The organism is Janthinobacterium sp. YR213, assembly GCF_900099875.1.
Classification (GTDB): domain Bacteria; phylum Pseudomonadota; class Gammaproteobacteria; order Burkholderiales; family Burkholderiaceae_D; genus Janthinobacterium; species Janthinobacterium lividum.
The window spans coordinates 1984590-2001799 of record NZ_FNDA01000001.1 but is presented as its reverse complement, the minus strand read 5'-3'; the positions used below and the strand labels follow the sequence as shown (position 1 = coordinate 2001799).

Below are 17210 nucleotides of genomic sequence, written 5' to 3'. Positions count from 1 at the left end.
TTGCCGCACCTGATCCCTCACGCCATGCCGATGGGCGGGATCAGGTGCGGGGCATTACATCAGGACATTCCCGCCGACTGAACTTTCCGGGTCAAAGGAAAATACGCGCAATTCTGGCGGCGAGTCTTCGCCGCGCATGATGCGTACGGTGATGACGAAAGACAATTCCCAGCGGCCGCTTGCATAGCCCACGTCCAGCGTATGTTTCCATTCCTGGCGGATATGATGCAGCGTTGGCGGTACGGTATCGCCCAGTAGTTGCTGGATTTCGAAGTCCAGTGGCAAGCTATAAGTGGCGCCTACGGCTTGCAGGAAGGGCGATGGCGGTGAGTAGATGGTAGGGACTTTCGGACCGATCTGCGTCAGTTGCGGCACGCTGATGATGCAACAATCGATGATCTGGAACGAGCTGAAGCCGCTCTCCTTGGAGCCGCAGCAAGTCACGTCGAGATAGACATGTTGTCCCTTCTGGAAGTGTACCCCGCCCATATAGGGGCCATGGCGTGGATCGGCCGTGCCGTCGCACGAGGTGAAGCTGTAGTCGAGCTGGTTGGTAATTTGATCTGCATCAAAATGCACGGATAACTTCATCCAAGGGCTTACAGGCGTCATGTTTTACGATCTCTTTTCAGGTTAATAATAAACTGCTGGTAGCGAGCATCTCGTCGCAGGTTCAACAGATCGGGGGCTGACTCGATCAGATTGAGGGGATAGCCAAGCGTGCTGGCTTGTTGCAGCGCAGCCAGCGCTTCTCCGCGCATATCCGTAAGTTCATACGTGAGGGCGGCGCGAAACTGCACGTCAGCCATTTCTGGGGCGAGACTAAGTGCGTGCTGCACGCCCAGTAGCGCGGCTTGCTTTTCTTCCGTGTAGGCCTGGTAAAGCGCCAGGCGCGAAATGACGGTGACATCGTTGGGTTTGCGTTCGACGATGGGCCGTAGCAGGGCGATGGCGCGCGCATAGGATTGTTTGGACGCCTGCATTTGTGCCGGAACCCAGCGTTGTGCATCGGCCAGATTGGCCCACAGCAAGTAGATGCCGGGACTGCCCTTGGTTTCGGATACGGCATTCTCAAACGCCTGCACGGCACCGAGATAGTCGCCCTTGGCAAACAGCGTTGTTCCTAGGTTGGTGTAAAGCTCCCAGTATGGAGCGATCTGTAAGCCTTGCTGCAAGACCTGCAGCGCTTCCACATCGCGATTCAGCCTTAACAGCGTGGCGTTGAGGAAGGCATAGGTGCTGGGGGAGTGGGGCGACATGGAAATACTTTTCCGGAAGCCTTGTTCGGCACGGGGGTAGTCTCCCTGCCTATACTGCATGACGCTAAGCAAGGTTACAAACACATGCTCGCCGGGATAGGCCGTCATGGCTTGGTCCAGTATGGACTTGGCCAGATCGAATTTATTGGTGGCGATCAGTACGCGTGCCTTGCAATACAAGCCGAGGAAACTGTTCGGTTCGAGATTCAGGGCGTTCGTCGTCGCATGCAGCGCTTCGTCGCTCTTGCCCTGTATTTCATATACCCATGCTTGCGCGACATGCGCCAGTGCCAGTTGATTGTCTGCTTCCAGAGCCTGCCTAGCATTGATTTCAGCCCGATGTAGCCAGGTATCGTCGCGGCCCTCTCCTATATAGCGCAGGCTCGATGCGAGAGACAGCCCTGCGGCCGCCGCGGCATTATTGGGGTTGTGCTGTAACACAGTCGAGAAATGCGTGACAGCCTGTTTCTGGCTATTGTCCTGGTCAAACGTGCGCATGGCGTCCATGCCAGCCTTCATGGATCCCACTTCGGAGTACGGCAAGGTGCCATGGTGGTCACGCCAGGACATTATCAGCTCGGGGCCTTGCCATGCGGTAAGGCCCAGTACAAGGATGGCGCCAGCCGCCAGCAGGCTGCGCTTGAGCGGTAGTTGTAGGCGGATGGCAATCGAAGCCGGTGGTTTGACCGTCGGCGCATCGGCTACCGGTACTGCCTGTGTTACCGGTCCGTTTTGCCGCGCCTGTATGACGTCGCGCACATCGCGCATGGTGCGTGGCCGTTCCGCCGGGTCGTGCGCCGTCATCGCGCGCACGAGGGCGTTGATGGCGGGCGGGACGGTTTCCGGCAGGTCGGGCCAGGCTTCCGTTGCCTGCATGTGGGCGGCGGCCAGGGCCAGGCCGTTCAGGTGGGCGAAGTGGCGCTGGCCGGCCAGCATTTCGTACAGCATGGCGCCCAAGGCATATACGTCGCCGCGCGTGTCGGGCAGGCGGCCCATCAGGCGCTCGGGCGCCATGTAGGCAATCGTGCCCTGCAAGTCGCACAGGGTGGTAGTTTGCGTTGCTTGCGGGTCGATGTGGCGGGCCAGGCCGAAGTCGAGGATGCGCACCTTGCCGTTTGCCTCCAGCATCAGGTTCGACGGTTTCAGATCGCCGTGCACGAGGTCCATGGCGTGCGCCTCGTCCATGGCGTCGGCGATCTGGTAGGTGATGTCGAGCGCGGCTTGCAGGCCAGCCTTGCCGCTGTGCATGAACTGGCCCAAGGTCTGGCCTTCGACCAGTTCCATGACGATGGACTGGCTCGTGCCCTGGCCCTCGATGGCGAAAATGCGCACGAAGGCGGCATGCTTGAGCGAGGCGGCCAGGCGCGCTTCATTGATGAGTTTTTCCGGATGCAGCACGTCGGCTTGCGGTTTCAGACGTTTCAGCGCCACGCTGCGGCACAGCTTGGCATCCCAGGCTTCGAATACATGGCCGAAACCGCCTTCGCCCAGCAAGCGGCGCACTTCATAGTGCCCGCTGATCGTGTCGTCTTGCAGTGGGGGCTGACGCAGGGAGTCGAGCAGTTCCATATACCTTGGCTTCAGAGTGCATCAACGTGGGCGTTCAGCATCGAAAAGGGCAATGCGATGTTTGAATGCTCAAGATGATTGATTTTGAGTAACTTCCTGATTTAAAACGATTGTTTAAAATAAGTCAATTAATATTGGCAAGGAGTGAACAAAAGTTGCTGGTCGAGGCCCTTGCGCATTTCTGCCGCGGCTTGCGCGGCTACGCGACGCAAGCATCGATGGCCGCGCCCAGCTTGTCGACGATTTCATCGACGTGGCTGGCGTCGATGATATAGGGCGGCGCCAGCAGGATGTGGTCGCCGTGCAGGCCATCGATGGTGCCGCCCATGGGGTAGCACATCAGTCCGTTCTGCATGGCTTGCGCCTTGATGCGCGCATGCAGGCGGCGGGCAGGGTCGAAAGGCTGTTTGCTGGCACGGTCCTGCACCAGTTCCAGGCCCAGGAACAGGCCGCGGCCGCGGATGTCGCCCACGTGCGCATGGCCATCGAAACGCGCAAGCAGCCGCTCTTTCAGCAAGCCGCCCATGGCGCGCACGTTGACCAGCAAATCGCGTTCCTCGATCTGCCGCTGCACGGCCAGGGCGGCGGCGCAGGCCGTGGCGTGGCCGATATACGTGTGGCCATGCTGGAAGAATCCCGTGCCGGCGCGGATGGTGTCGCGGATGTCCTTGGAGACCATCACGGCGCCGATGGGCTGGTAGCCGGCGCCCAGGCCCTTGGCGATGCAGATCAGGTCTGCCGTGATGCCTTCCTGCTCGCAGGCGAACAGGCTGCCCGTGCGGCCTATGCCGCACATGACTTCGTCGAGGATCAGCAGGATGCCATGGCGCTGGCAAATGTCGCGCATGCGCTGGAAGTAGCCAGCGACGGCGGGCAGGGCGCCGGCTGTGGCGCCGACGACGGGTTCGGCGATGAATGCCATGACCTTGTCCGCGCCCAGCTCGGCGATAGTGTCTTCCAGTTCCTGGCCCAGGCGCGCCACGTAGTCGCCATCCGTTTCATCGGCTGGCTGGTCGCGCCAGGCGTAGCAGGGAGAGACATGGCTCACGCCAATCAGCAGCGGTTCGAATTGCTGGCGGCGCCAGGCGTTGCCGCCCGTGGCCAGTGCGCCCAGTGTGTTGCCGTGGTAACTCTGGCGGCGCGCGATGACGTGGCGGCGCTGCGGCTGGCCCCGTTCCACGAAATACTGGCGCGCCATCTTGAGCGCGCTTTCCACCGCTTCCGAACCGCCCGAGACGAAATACACGCTGTCGATGCCGTCCGGCGCACGGGCGACGAGGAAATCGGCCAGCTGCTCCATCGGCTCGGTGGTGAAAAACGAGCTGTGCGCGTACGCCATGCTGGCAACCTGCTGCTGTACTGCCGCGATCACGGCCGCATCCGCATGGCCGAGGCAGGAGACGGCCGCGCCGCCGCAGGCGTCCAGGTAGCGCTTGCCGTCGGCGTCGATCAGGTAGGGACCATCGCCGCCCGTGGCGACGGGATAGCTGGCGGTCAAGCTGCGGTGGAAGACATGGCTCATGGCATCGCTTTCTTATCGGCAAGGGGAAGACCGATTATAGAAGGCGTTGCGCTGCCTGGCAACGTTTGATGTATTTGTTTTTAGTTTACATCATTTGATGTTTTTGCGTAGGCGCCCAGCGCCCGCAGCTGGCTTTCCGCCGCGCCGATGGCGGTGACGGCATCGGGCCCCGCGCGCGCCACCAGCAGTTCCACCAGGCTTTCGACGGCCGCGACGCCGGCCACGATGGAGGGGAAGAACGAGGGGCTGTCGACGGCGATGACGATGCTGGCATCGGCTTGCAGGGCCAGCGGCGACAGGGGGCTGTCGCTGATGGCGACCACCTGGCAACCGGCCCGGCGCGCCGTCTGCGCCACCAGCAGCGCTTCGCTGGAATAGGGCGCGAAGCTGACGACGACGACGGCTTCGTTTGCCTGCAGGGCGCGCAAGTCCATTTCCAGGGTGCCGCCCTGGCCGCTCAGCAGCTGCACGCTGGGGCGCAGCAAGCGGTACAGGTAGTGCAGGGTGTAGGCGATGGGGTGGGCGGCGCGAAAGCCGGCCACATGCACGCGGGGCGCCGCCTGCAGCAGGTTGGCGGCCGCATCCAGGGCGGCGTGGTTGGCACTTTCCGTGGCGGCCAGGTTGCGCTGCTGCACCGTGAACACTTCGGTGACCAGGTTCCCGTCCTTGCCGGCCAGCGCATCTGCCTTTGCCGCATAGCCGGCCGGTGCGGTGCGCAGGCGCTCGACGAAGATGGCTTTCAGTTCCGGCCAGCCGGCAAAGCCCAGCTGTTGCGCCAGGCGCACGAGGGCGGCCGACTGCACCTGCGCGCGCGCGGCGATGCTGCGCATCGATGAGACGGCCACTTCGTCCGGATGGTCGGCCAGGTAGCGGGCGCCGGCCTGGAATTGCGGGCTCAGTTCCGCATGGCGCGCCTTGATCAGGTCCATCAGTGCCGCATAGGAGTCGTGGGGTGTCGCTGCCTGCATCGCCGTGCCTCATTTGATCGGTTGCGGCGATGGTACAGGATTCGTCAGCGCGCCGGTAGCGGCAAGCCTTGCGCCAGTGCGGCCGTGCGCGGGCGCAGGCGGGCAAACAGGTGCGGCCCGGCCGGTTTGCGGCGCGGTCCCGTCGTCAGCACGCGCAGGGCGGTGGGCAGCGGCACGTCGTGGCAGTGCAAAAACAGGGCGGCGGCGCCCGTGCCGGCCATTTCCTGCAAGGCCAGCGCATGCTCGACCAGCGCCGCCGTGCGCATGTCGAGCCGCACCGGGATGTCGGGTTGAAATAACTGTGTGTCGACGTGCCGTGCATTGCGCATGCTGTCCCCGCCGGGTTCGCTAGTCAAGCTGCCAGCATAAAAGCCCCCGGCGGCGCCATTTTGCGTTAAATCAATTCCACTGTCGGATAAATTCCGCAAAGAAAAAAACGCCAACCGTTGCCGGCTGGCGCTGAAAACCCTCAAGGAAGAAAGAATATGTATTGCAATGACGTTTCGACGCCTGACAAAACCATCGCCGGCCACAAAGCGCGCCGCGCGGCCGGTTTGGTCAGGTGTTGCTGCCGGTCCTAAAAACGTCCAGGGCTAGGCGCCGCGCCGAAGACAGTACGCACAGTACGGCGAGGCGCGGCAACAACGCCCTGGGCGTTTTTAGTAGCTCCAGCGGACCGACAATCCGACGACCTTGTCATAGCGCCGCACGTCGCGCACATACTCCGGCGTGTCGTGGTAGTCGCGGTAGGTCGAGTCGAGCAGGTTGTTCGCGTCCAGCGTCACCGTGGTGTTAGGGTTGAGCTTGTACGAGACCGACGCGTCCAGGGTCTTGGTTGGCGCGACGGTCAGGTGGATACCCTTGCCGCGGTAGTTGTAGTCGTCGACGTACTTGTCGCGCCAGCTGTAGGCCAGGCGCGCCGACCACGGTCCCTGTTCGTACAGGCCGACGATATTGGCCGACCATTTCGACATGCCCGTGAACGGATGCGCGCTGCCATTCAATTCTTCCAGCTCGCCCGTCATGTAGGTGGCGTTCGCTTGCAGGCCGAGGCCGCTCATCCAGCCTGGCAGTTTGTCGTAGAACTGCTGGTAAGCCATTTCCACGCCTTGCAGATGGCCCTTCGAGGTGTTGCGCGGACGCGTGATGTCGTACTCGATGCCGCCATACGTTTCCTTGGCCGAACCGGACAGGATGTAATTCTTGAAGTTGTGGCGGAACACTGTGGCCGTGACGGAACCCGTTTGCGCGAAATACCATTCCAGTGCCACGTCGAGGTTCTTGCCTTCCACGGGTTTGAGGTCGGGATTGCCGCCGTTGCCCGTCGGGCGCACCATTTCCAGGCTCTGGCCCAGGGTCACGCCGGGGTTGAAGTCGGCGAAGTTCGGGCGCTGCACGGCCTTGCCTGCCGTCATGCGGGCGATCAGGTCCTGGCGCAGCATGGCTTTCAGGGTCATGCTGGGCAGCACGTCCGTATCCGAAGTCTTCACGCGTACGGGCGTGATGATGCCGTTTTGCGAGGAATTGCCTTGCAAGTCCTGCTTGGTCTGCACCACGCGCACGCCCAGGGTGCCATCGACCGGTACTTGCGCCAGGTCAAAGCCGATGCGCGCCTTGCCGTAGACGGCATTGGTTTTTTCCACATCCTTGAAGTGGGTCATCGGATCGTCCGGGCTGCGCTCGCTGCTGCCCGTAAACAGCTGGCGCAAGGTATCCGTGTTGTTGAGCATGAAGTCGCGGCATGGCGTGAGCCAGCTTTGCAGGCCGAAATTGCCCGTGTTCTTGTGCGAAGTGCAGGCCAGGCCGGGCAGGGCGTCGGCAGTCATGACCGACGTCAGTCCGCCTTGCACGTTCTTTTCGCGTATCGATTCCGCCTTGCGCTTGGCCAGGCGCACGCCGCCCGAGAATTCGCGGAAGAAGCCCGTGCTGTCCATGTCGTAGGTAACGTCGCCGCGCCAGTCGGTCGAGCTGCCTTCATCGTGGCTGTGATTGTCGTAGAAGCCGAGCAGCGTGTAGTTCTTCGGATCCGTCATGTTGTAGCCGGGGTAGCTGATCTGCGCGCCGCCGTTGACGTTGGTGCTGCCGATCACGCTGGTCGGATGGGCGAGGAAGTCGAGGATGGGAAATTCGCGCTCGAAGTTGCTGACGGTGCGCGCCAGTTCCGTGGTGGCGCGCAGCTGCGGCGTGATGTCCCAGCGCGCGCCGATGGCGCCTTGCGAACCGATCGAGCGGTCGCGCCGCGCCTGGGTCGAGCCCAGCGTGAACGGCGACCATGGGCCGTCGATCTTGCCCACCGTGGCCGCCTGATTGGTGCCGGGGATCAGGGTGATGTCCGGGTTCTGGCCCCACGGCAGGGAACCGACGAAGAACTGGCTGTCGAACGCGTGCTTGATCAGGGTCGACATGCCTTCCGCATACACTTCCACCTGCGAGTTCGGGCGCCACTGGAAGGCGGCATTCGCCGCATAGCGCTTGCGGTCGCCCACGGTCGGGATCATGCCGACGGAATCGGGACCCGTGATATTGCCCGCTTCGGGGCGCTTGACGGGTTCGGCATTCCAGATCGTCTCGTCATAGTATTTGCCGCGCTGGTAGGACAGGCCGAGCAGGGCGCCGAATTCGCCGTATGGGGTCTTCCAGCGGTTCGAGACCATGCCGCTGACGTTCGGGTCCGTCGAACCGGATTTGTCGCGGTGCTCGGCGCGCACGTTGCCCGATGCCGTAAAGCCCTTGAAGTCGAAGGGGCGGTTGGTGCGCACGTCGATCACGCCGGCCGTGCCGCCTTCGACCATGTCGGCGCCCTGCGATTTGTACACGTCCACGCGCTGCAGCATGGCCGTCGGGATGTCGGCCAGGTACAGGCTGCGGCCCACGGAGGTGAACATTTCGCGCCCGTTGAGCAAGGTCACCACGCCGGGCAAGCCGCGGATGATGACGGTACCCGCTTCGCCGCCTTCGCGGCGGATCTGCACGCCCGTCACGCGGCCGAGGATTTCGGCCACGTTCTTGTCGGGGAATTTGCCAATTTCATCGGCGACGATGGAATCGACCACCTGGTCGTTGTTTTTCTTGATCGTCTGTGCGCTTTGCGCCGCGCGACGCACGCCGGTGACGGCGACGACGGCGATGCCGGCATTGTCGGCCGCCGGTGCTGCTGCCGGTGCCGTTTCTTCCACTGGCGTGTCCACGGCGGGCGCCTGTTGCGCCCAGACGGAAGCGCTGCTCAGCAGGCCGGCGCCGGCCAGGGCGGCCACCGTGGCCTTCAAGGTCAATCGTGTGTTTTGTCGGGACGTGCGGGTGCCCGTTGCCATCAATTGCTTCATCTTGTCTCCACCTGTATTTTAGTTATGTTGAGAACGCTGCGGCAGTCGCCGCCAGAGCTGGAACTTGCTCAGAAACATGGTAGGTGGGAATGACTTTGCCCCACAAATGACTTCTTTTGCGATGTCAATACCGATTCCGGTATCCCTGCTGCATTCATGCGCCCTGGCGGCCGCCGCGCGTTGTCGAACCTGGCGCCTGCGCGTTGCGGGCGCTCCACAGGAAGTGTCAGGCGGCGCAGGGCGCGGTGGTTTGCGCCAGCCAGGCCATGAAGTGCGCCTGCGGCATGGGGCGGGCAAAGTAATACCCTTGCAATTCATCGCAGCCGGCATGACGCAGCACGTCGGCATCGGCCGCGCTTTCCACGCCTTCGGCAGTGACCGTCAGACCCAGGGTATGGCCAAGGCCGATGATGGTTTTCGTCACCGCCAGATTCTGCGGCGAACCGTGGATGTCCTGCACGAAGCTCATGTCGATTTTCAGCTTGTCGAGCGGGAAGCGGCACAGATAGTTCAGGCTCGAATAGCCGGTGCCGAAATCGTCGATCGACAGGGCAAACCCCAGCGCCTTGATGGCGTGCAGGGTGGCGATGGTGTCGTCCACGTTGTCCATCAGGATGGACTCGGTCAGCTCGAATTCTATCTGTCCCGGCGTGACGGGAAATTCGCGCAGCACTTCGCGCAAGGTGGCCACCAGGCCGCCGCTCTTCAGCTGGATGGCCGACAGGTTGATCGACACGGCGATGTCGCCCGCGCCCGCTTCGCGCCAGGCCACTTGCTGGCGGCACGCCTCGCGGATGACCCACGCGCCGATGGAGACGATCAGGCCCGATTCCTCGGCGGCGGGGATGAAGCTGTCGGGCGCGATCAGGCCGTGCTGCGGATGCTGCCAGCGGATCAGGCTTTCCACGCCATTCAGGCGGCTGCTTTTCGCATCGATGCGCGGCTGGTAGTACAGCACCAGTTCCTGCCGTTCGATGGCGTGACGCAGATCGCTTTCCAGGTGCAGCTGCTGCAACTGCTGCTCCTGCATCTGCGGCGTGAACATGCGCGCGTGATCGCGTCCGCCGCTCTTGGCCTGGTACATGGCCGCATCGGCGTGGCGCATCAGGGTATCCATGTCGCCGCCGTGGTCCGGGTAGATGGCCACGCCCACGCTGCACGAGACATACAGCTCGTTGCCTTCCACCTGGTGCGGCTGGCGCATGGCCGGTATCAGCCGCGTGTCAAGCAGGGCGGCGATGGATGCGGCGTCGCCGATGCCATTGAGGATGACGACGAATTCATCGCCGCCCAGGCGGCTGACGGTATCGCCTTCGCGCACCAGCTGCAGCAGGCGCGCCGACACCGATTGCAGCAGCGCGTCGCCCACGTGGTGGCCCAGCGCATCGTTGACGTGCTTGAAGCGGTCCAGGTCGACGAACAGCACGCCCACCTTTTCGCCGCTGCGGCGCGCCTGCGCGATGGCTGCCGCCAGGCGCAGGTTCGACACGTGGCGGTTCGCCAGTCCCGTCAGCGCGTCGTGGTGGGCCATGTGCTCGATCTGCCGCTCGCTGGCCTTGCGTTCGCTGATGTCGAGCGAACTGGCGATGAAATGCGTGGTGACGCCATCGAGGTCGCGCACGGCGTTCATCACCAGCCAGGCGGGATAGCTTTCCAGCGACTTGCGCTGCACCCGGATCTCGCCCTGCCAGTAGCCGCGCCGCGCCAGGGTCCGGCGCAGGCTGTCGAGCTGCTCGGGACTGTTGTCGGGGGCGAGCAAAAAGGCCGGGCGCTTGCCGATCAGCTCCACCATGTCGTACAGCGAATGGCGGCGGAAGGCCTGGTTGACGGTGATGATGCGCATGCCGGCGTCCATCACGATCAGGCTTTCGGCGGACGCCTCGAAGACCTTGGCCCACAGTTCCAGGCGCGACTCCATCAGCTTCATCTTGTTGATCGGCGTGAAGGTCGACAGCACGGCGCGCTGGCCCTGGTAGTCGATCAGTCGCGCGGAAATCAGGGCCCACGTTGGCGTGCCGCTGCCGCTCCAGCACACTTCGAATTCATCGACGGCGCCCAGGTCGCTCAAGCGCTGGAAGAAGCGCGAACGGGCTTGCGGACTCATGCCGCCCACCCACGGGTCCAATTCCAGGCCGCCCTGCCACGCGTGCGCGGCCTGGTTCGCGTGCAGCACCTGGTGATGGGGGATCGAGGTGACCATCAGCGGGATGGGAATGGCGTCGACCAGCTGGCGCTGCGCATCGGCCGCGCTGGCGCTGGCCACCAGTTCCTGCTGCGCCATGCGCTGGAAATCGAGCTGCTGCAGCATGGTATTGAAGGCGCTGACCAGGCGCCCCGTTTCGTCTTCGCTGTCCCAGATGGCGCGCAGGCTATGGTCGCCCGTTTCGCGCACTTCCTGCGCCACGCGCGCCAGGCGGCGGATGGGCAGGGCGATCTGGCGCGCGACGAAAAACACCAGGCCCAATATCATTACCAGCAGCAGCACGGCCGTGCCCAGGTGCAGCCACATGCGCGTAAAGAAGCCGTCCACGCGCAGCTGGATCAGGCGGTGCAATTCGGCTTCCGCTTCGCGCCAGGCATGCAGCAGGGCCGCAGAGGCGGCTGCATCGTGGCGCAGCAGCGCGGCGCTGCCAGCGGCAAGGGACGGCGCGCCGGCCAGCGCCTGGGTGCTGGCGCGAAACTGCGCCACGGCTTGCTGCAGGGCCGCGCGCGAGCCGTCCAGGTGCTGGCGCAGCAGCGGCGTGCTGGCCGCGAACGCCTCCGTGTAGTCGCTGCCGATGCCGCCCATGGTGGCGTCCATGCGCCCTTCCAGGATCAGGAACTGGGTTTGCAGGCGCTGGCGCTGCGCGCCTTCGGCCGTCGCCAGTTGCAGGGCCAGGGCGCGCGTGCTGTTGATCACTTCCAGCAGTTCCGGAAAGCGCAGGATCACCAGCGACATGGTGTAGTAGCTGTCCAGGTCCGGGTCGAGGATCAGGTTCGACTGGTTGCCCACGCGCGTGAGCAGTGCGCGTCCGGCAACGAAGGCGGGCGAGGGCGCGATGCCGTCGTCCGGCGCAACGGGCGTGCTGCCGGACTGGCGCAGCAGGGCGGAAAATTCCCTGCTCAATTCCGCGCTGCGCATATCGCTGCCGAACTGGCGCTCGGCCAGTTCGATGGCAGCTGCCGATCCGGCTGCATCGTCTTGCGCGCGTGCCAGGGGCAGCAGCGCATCGCGGATCGCGGCGATGTAGTCGTTGCCCGCCATCTCCTTGCGCGAGAAATCGATGGCGATGTATTTTTCGTTGATGAGGATGCCGGAAATGAAGATGACGGCGGACAGGTCGAGCAAATAGATCAGCGCCAGTTTGCGCCCCACCGTCAATTTCCCGATCATGCGCGAGATTCTGCCCACCATGCGTGCCCCACCTTCTTGTCAGCCCATTTATGTTTTCTTATGAGCAATTTCCATGCCTGAATTTACAAGCTTGCAAGGGGGCTTTTGCACCATGCGGGTGCGCGCAGGGAGGCGGCGCGCGCGCATAAAAAAGGGCGGCCCGCAGGCCGCCCTTGTGCGCGATGATACTGCGCTTATGCTTCGGCGACGCGCTTGGCGATGTGCGCCAGCGCTTCTTCCACCTGGTCGATCAGGATCAGGCACAGATCGCCTTCGTTCAAGCGCGCCAGGGCCTTGTCGATGGCGACGAATTCGCCGTTGATTTCATCGATATGGCTGGTGCGCTTGGCGCCGTTCAAACCCTGGCGCAGCAGCGCCACGACTTCGCCGTCGGCGCGGCCGCGCTGGCATTGATCCTGGTACAGCAGCACATCGTCGAAGGCGGCGCCGAGGATTTCCGTCTGCTGGCGGATGTCTTCGTCGCGGCGGTCGCCGGCGCCGCTGATGACCACCGAGCGGCGCTTGGCCGGCATGCTTTCCACGGCTTGCACCAGCGCCAGGATGGCGTCCGGATTGTGGCCGTAGTCGGCGATCAGCGTGGCTCCACGATAATCGAAGACGTTGAAGCGGCCCGGCGCATTGTCGGCTTCATTGGCAAAGGTTTTCAGGCCCAGCGCGATGGTTTTCCAGTCCAGGCCCACGGCCCAGGCGGCGGCCAGCGACGCCATGACGTTGTCGACCTGGAAGCCGATGGCGCCGTTGCGCGTGATCGGCACCTGCGACAGGGCGATTTCGTGGCGTTCCTTGCCCTGCGCCGCGACCAGCTTGCCGTCTTCCACGTACACCACGCGGTTGCCCTGTGCGCGGTGCGTGGCCATCACCGGATGCGTCTTGTCGGCGGCGAAGAAGGTCACCGTGCCGCTGCAATTCTTGGCCATGCGCGCCACGGCGGGGTCGGTGGCGTTCAAGACTGCCACGCCGCTGTCGGCCACGTTCTGCACGATCACGCGCTTCAGGACCGCCAGGTCTTCCACGGTGGTGATGTAGTTCAGGCCCAGGTGGTCGCCGGCGCCGATGTTGGTCACCACGGCGACCTGGCAGCGGTCGAAGGCCAGGCCTTCGCGCAGCATGCCGCCGCGAGCCGTTTCGAACACGGCCGCATCCACGTCCGGGTGCAGCAGCACGTTGCGCGCGCTGCGCGGTCCGCTGCAGTCGCCGCTGTCGATCTGGCGTCCTTCGATATACACGCCATCCGTGTTGGTCATGCCCGTGCGCAGGCCGGAAGCCGTCAGCAGGTGGGCGATCAGGCGCACGGTGGTGGTCTTGCCGTTGGTGCCCGTGACGGCGACGACGGGGATGCGGCCATCGTCGCCTTCGGCGAACATGGCGGCGATGATGGCTTCGCCCACGGGACGCGGCTTGCCGAACGACGGCGCCAGGTGCATGCGCAGGCCCGGTGCGGCGTTCACTTCCACGATGCCGGCGTTCTGCTCTTCCAGCGGTTTCAAGATGCTTTCGGAGACGACGTCCACGCCGCAGATGTCCAGGCCCACCATGTGCGCGGCCGCGACGGCGCGCGCCGCCACTTCCGGATGCACGTCGACGGTGACATCGGTGGCCGAGCCGCCCGTCGACAGGTTGGCGTTATTGCGCAAGATCACGCGCTGGCCCACGGGCGGCACGGATTCGGCCACATAGCCCTGCTTGGCCAGGCTGGCCAGGGCGATGTCGTCGAAGCGGATTTTCGTCAGCGAGGTGGCGTGGCCGCTGCCGCGGCGCGGATCCAGGTTGACCTGGTCGACCAGTTCGCGCACCGTGTGCTGGCCGTCGCCCACCACTTGCGGCGGGTCGCGGCGGGCGGCTGCCACCATCTTGTTGCCGATGACGAGCAAACGGAAATCGTGGCCCGGCAGATAGCGCTCGACGAGGATATCGTCGCGGAATTCCTGCGCCGCGAGGAAGCCGGCCGTCAGTTGTTCGCGCGTGGTGACATTGACGGTCACGCCCTTGCCCTGGTTGCCGTCCTTCGGCTTGACGACGACAGGCAGGCCGATCTCGCAGGCGGCGGCCCAGGCATCGTCCGCGTCGACGGCGACACGCCCGTGCGGCACCGGCACGCCGGCAGAATCCAGCAGTTTTTTCGTCAGTTCCTTGTCCTGCGCGATGGCTTCGGCAATCGCGCTGGTGCCGTCCATTTCGGCGGCCTGGATCTTGCGTTGCTTGCTGCCCCAGCCGAACGTCACCAGGCTGCCTTCGGTCAGGCGGCGGAACGGGATGTTGCGGGCCACGGCGGCGTTGACGATGGCGCCCGTCGATGGGCCCAGGCGCACGTCTTCATCGAGTTCCTGCAACTGGTGCAGCGCGCCGGCCAGGTCGAACGGCGCATCGTCGAGCGCGGCCTGGCACAGCTGCTGCGCCAGTTCCAGCGCCAGGCGGCCGACGGCTTCTTCCGAGTATTCGACGACGACCTGGAAGATGCCCGTTTCCAGGGTCGGCGTGGTGCGGCTGAAGGTGACGGGGCAGCCGGCTTGCGCCTGCAGGCCCAGCGCCGCCAGTTCCAGCACCTGCGCCATCGGCGCGGCGTTGTAATTGCCCAGCGGTTGCAGCGGGCTCAGTTGCGGAAAGCGCGCGCGCAGGCGGGCTTCGAAGCCGGGCAGCTGGGCGATGTCGAGTTCCTGCGTGGTGCAGGAAACAATGGCTTCCACGGCGGTGTCGTGGCTCCAGAGGTTAGGGCCCCGCAAGGCCCGTACGCGAGATACTTCCATAATTAAACCGTAATCCTGTTGTGTTCTTGTGGGCCCGGCCTTCATGGCCGGGCTTGAGTGCTGCTTTGCCTGTGCTGTCAGTTGCCGATGCAGCCGGGGGCCGCGTCGAAGGTGCGCAGTCCGGCGCAAATCAGATCGACGGGCAGGTTCAGGGCCCAGGCGGCCGCCGCGACGGCCAGCACGCTGTCGACATTGCCGGCCGTGGCCGGTTTCAGCAGGTCCAGGCACAGCAAGACCGTTTCGATGCCGCCTTCGGCCAGCACGATGTGGTTGCCGCGCACGAATACGGCGCGCTGGCCGGCGGCCAGTTGCGCCGCGATGGCGGCCAGGCTGCCATCCTGCGCATACAGGGTCACCGTGCCGTCGCACAGCTCGGCCAGTTCCAGCACGTGCGCGTTGGCGGCATTGAGCACGGCCACGCCCGTCGGCACCACCACATCGACCTGGCTGCGCACGGCCTTGTACAGGCCCGCTTCGTCCAGCACGTCGAAATCCTTGACGCTATCGAGGCTGCCCATGTCCGTGACGACGCCGATCTGGCACTTGTCGTAAGCCAGGCCTTCGGCCAGGATCATGCGCGGATTGCTCTCGAACAGGGCCGTCTGCACGGTGCGGTTGAGCAGCAGGCGCTGGCCTGCGTCCCAGTTCACGCAATCGCTGCTGACGACTCTGCGCTGGTCCAGATACATTCCTTCGCTGCAGACGGCGCCCGTGTGCAGGCCCGACAGGTTGAGCAGCTTGCACAGCATGCGCACGATCAGGCTGGCGCCGCGCGTGCCCGTCACGCCGATCAGCGGAATGCGGCCCGTTTCCTCGGGCGCGAACAGGTGGTCGACGATGGCCGCGCCGACAGGGCGGGGCTGGCCCACGCCCGGCTTGATGTGCGCCAGCAGGCCAGGGCTGGCATTGACTTCGATGATGGCGCCGCGCTGCTCTTCCAGCGGACGCGTGATGTCGGTGGTGACCAGGTCGATGCCGGCGATATCCAGGCCAACCACGCGCGCGGCCAGCAGGGCCGCATGCACGACGGACGGATGCACGTCGTCCGTGACGTCGATGGCCACGTTGCCGTTCGGCTGGATCAGCACTTTCTGGCCCGCCTGCGGCACGGACAGGGCGGTCATGCCCTGGCGCTGCAGTTCCAGCACGATTTCGCCCGATTCATGCGGCTTGACGGTACCCAGCGGGAAATCTTCGCCTTCGCCGCGGCGCGGGTCGGTATTGATCTGCGTGTTGACCAGTTCCAGCACGGTGGAGACGCCGTCGCCGTCGACCCACAGGGATTCGCCCTTGGCGGCCGCGATCAGCTTGTTGCCGACCACGAGCAGACGGTGTTCGTCGCCCGTGATGAAGCTTTCCACCAGCACGGCCGAGCTGTCGCCCTTGCGCGCGGCCAGTTCGTAGGCTGCCTTCACGTCCGCTTCCGTCATCAGGTTCAGCGATACGCCGCGGCCATGGTTGCCGTCATACGGTTTAACGACGACGGGCACGCCGATGTCCTGCGCTTCTTCCCAGGCCGCTTCGGCGCTGCGTACCAGGCTGCCTTCGGGGACGCGCACGCCGCACGATTTGAGCAGGAATTTGGTGAGGTCCTTGTCGCTGGCGATGCCTTCGGCGATCGCGCTGGTGCGGTCCGTTTCGGCCGTCCAGATGCGGCGCTGCGCGGCGCCGTGGCCCAGTTGCACCAGGTTGCCGTCGTTCAGGCGCAGCGAAGGGATGCCGCGTTCGGTGGCCGCATCGACGATGCTGGCCGTGCTCGGGCCCAGGCAGCGCGCGTCGACCATGTCGCGCAGGGGCGCCAGGGCCGCTTCCAGGTCGTAGGCTTCATCGTTGATGGCAGCCATCAGCAGTTCGCGCGCGGCGGCCAGGGCGGCGCGGCCCACATGCTCTTCGCGTGTGCGGAAGGCCATCTTGTAGACGCCGCGCTGGCTGGTCGAGCGCGTCTGGCCGAAGCCCGTGCGCATGCCTGCCAGGTTTTGCAGTTCCAATACGACGTGTTCGAGGATGTGGGCCGACCACGTGCCTTCGCGCAGGCGCTCGAAAAAGCCGCCCCGTTCGCCCACGCCGCAGCGGTGCTCGATCATGCCGGGCAGCCACGCCACCAGGCGCTCGTACAGGCCGGGCAGGGTATTCGATGGATAGTCTTCCAGTTCGCCGATGTCGACCCAGGCTTCAATCACCGGGCGGTAAGTCCAGATGTTGGGGCCGCGCAAGTGGGTGACGCGGGCAAATTCGATGTTCTTCTTCTTGATCATGTAAGTGGTTTCTTGATAACAAGCCAGGCGTCTGGGCGCCAGATACTTTATGTTGGCTCTACAGAGTCTTTTCAGGCTCGTGCTTGGTTCTTTATCCCGGGTATGCGCAGTGTGCCACTTTTAGCGGCCTCTTGTCGCGTTTGCTTCTCGTATTCTGCTGGTGTTGTCATTCTAAT

At 64.3% G+C, this 17210-nt stretch carries 9 protein-coding genes; all 9 read right to left on the bottom strand.

Features of this window, described 5'->3' with window-relative positions:
• Positions 1-54: 54 nt before the first annotated feature.
• Positions 55-579, bottom strand: a complete 525-nt coding sequence (locus BLT98_RS08780) for a hypothetical protein (protein ID WP_128142291.1) — start codon at positions 577-579, stop codon at positions 55-57.
• A gap of 29 nt (positions 580-608) precedes the next feature.
• The gene (locus BLT98_RS08775; protein ID WP_092606528.1) at positions 609-2828 is read right to left on the bottom strand and encodes a serine/threonine-protein kinase; all 2220 of its coding nucleotides are present in this window, start codon (positions 2826-2828) and stop codon (positions 609-611) included.
• Positions 2829-3027: 199 nt separating this feature from the next.
• Complete coding sequence (locus BLT98_RS08770) at positions 3028-4350, bottom strand: aspartate aminotransferase family protein (RefSeq protein WP_092606525.1); 1323 nt, start codon at positions 4348-4350, stop codon at positions 3028-3030.
• A gap of 80 nt (positions 4351-4430) precedes the next feature.
• Entirely contained in the window at positions 4431-5318 is an 888-nt protein-coding gene (locus BLT98_RS08765; RefSeq protein WP_092606522.1) for a MurR/RpiR family transcriptional regulator, read from the bottom strand.
• 44 nt (positions 5319-5362) lie between these two features.
• Positions 5363-5647, bottom strand: a complete 285-nt coding sequence (locus BLT98_RS08760; protein WP_070281185.1) for a hypothetical protein — start codon at positions 5645-5647, stop codon at positions 5363-5365.
• Between the two features lie 330 nt (positions 5648-5977).
• Complete coding sequence (locus BLT98_RS08755; protein WP_244517428.1) at positions 5978-8641, bottom strand: TonB-dependent receptor; 2664 nt, start codon at positions 8639-8641, stop codon at positions 5978-5980.
• A 226-nt stretch (positions 8642-8867) separates the two neighbouring features.
• The gene (locus BLT98_RS08750) at positions 8868-12035 is read right to left on the bottom strand and encodes an EAL domain-containing protein (protein ID WP_092606519.1); all 3168 of its coding nucleotides are present in this window, start codon (positions 12033-12035) and stop codon (positions 8868-8870) included.
• 173 nt (positions 12036-12208) lie between these two features.
• Positions 12209-14779: a cyanophycin synthetase gene (gene cphA / locus BLT98_RS08745; protein WP_070260335.1), complete on the bottom strand. Its 2571-nt coding sequence runs from the start codon at positions 14777-14779 to the stop codon at positions 12209-12211.
• A 77-nt stretch (positions 14780-14856) separates the two neighbouring features.
• Positions 14857-17034, bottom strand: coding sequence for a cyanophycin synthetase (cphA, locus tag BLT98_RS08740; protein WP_092606516.1), 2178 nt, complete (start codon positions 17032-17034; stop codon positions 14857-14859).
• Between the last annotated feature and the right edge of the window lie 176 nt (positions 17035-17210).

What these genes read in the sequence shown, in the direction of transcription:
- BLT98_RS08775 (WP_092606528.1), bottom strand. Translation starts at nt 2,828, where the DNA reads ATGGAACTGCTCGACTCCCTGCGTCAGCCCCCACTGCAAGACGACACG.
- BLT98_RS08770 (WP_092606525.1), bottom strand. Translation starts at nt 4,350, where the DNA reads ATGAGCCATGTCTTCCACCGCAGCTTGACCGCCAGCTATCCCGTCGCC.
- BLT98_RS08765 (WP_092606522.1), bottom strand. Translation starts at nt 5,318, where the DNA reads ATGCAGGCAGCGACACCCCACGACTCCTATGCGGCACTGATGGACCTG.
- BLT98_RS08760 (WP_070281185.1), bottom strand. Translation starts at nt 5,647, where the DNA reads ATGCGCAATGCACGGCACGTCGACACACAGTTATTTCAACCCGACATC.
- BLT98_RS08755 (WP_244517428.1), bottom strand. Translation starts at nt 8,641, where the DNA reads ATGAAGCAATTGATGGCAACGGGCACCCGCACGTCCCGACAAAACACA.
- BLT98_RS08750 (WP_092606519.1), bottom strand. Translation starts at nt 12,035, where the DNA reads ATGGTGGGCAGAATCTCGCGCATGATCGGGAAATTGACGGTGGGGCGC.
- cphA (WP_070260335.1), bottom strand. Translation starts at nt 14,779, where the DNA reads ATGGAAGTATCTCGCGTACGGGCCTTGCGGGGCCCTAACCTCTGGAGC.
- cphA (WP_092606516.1), bottom strand. Translation starts at nt 17,034, where the DNA reads ATGATCAAGAAGAAGAACATCGAATTTGCCCGCGTCACCCACTTGCGC.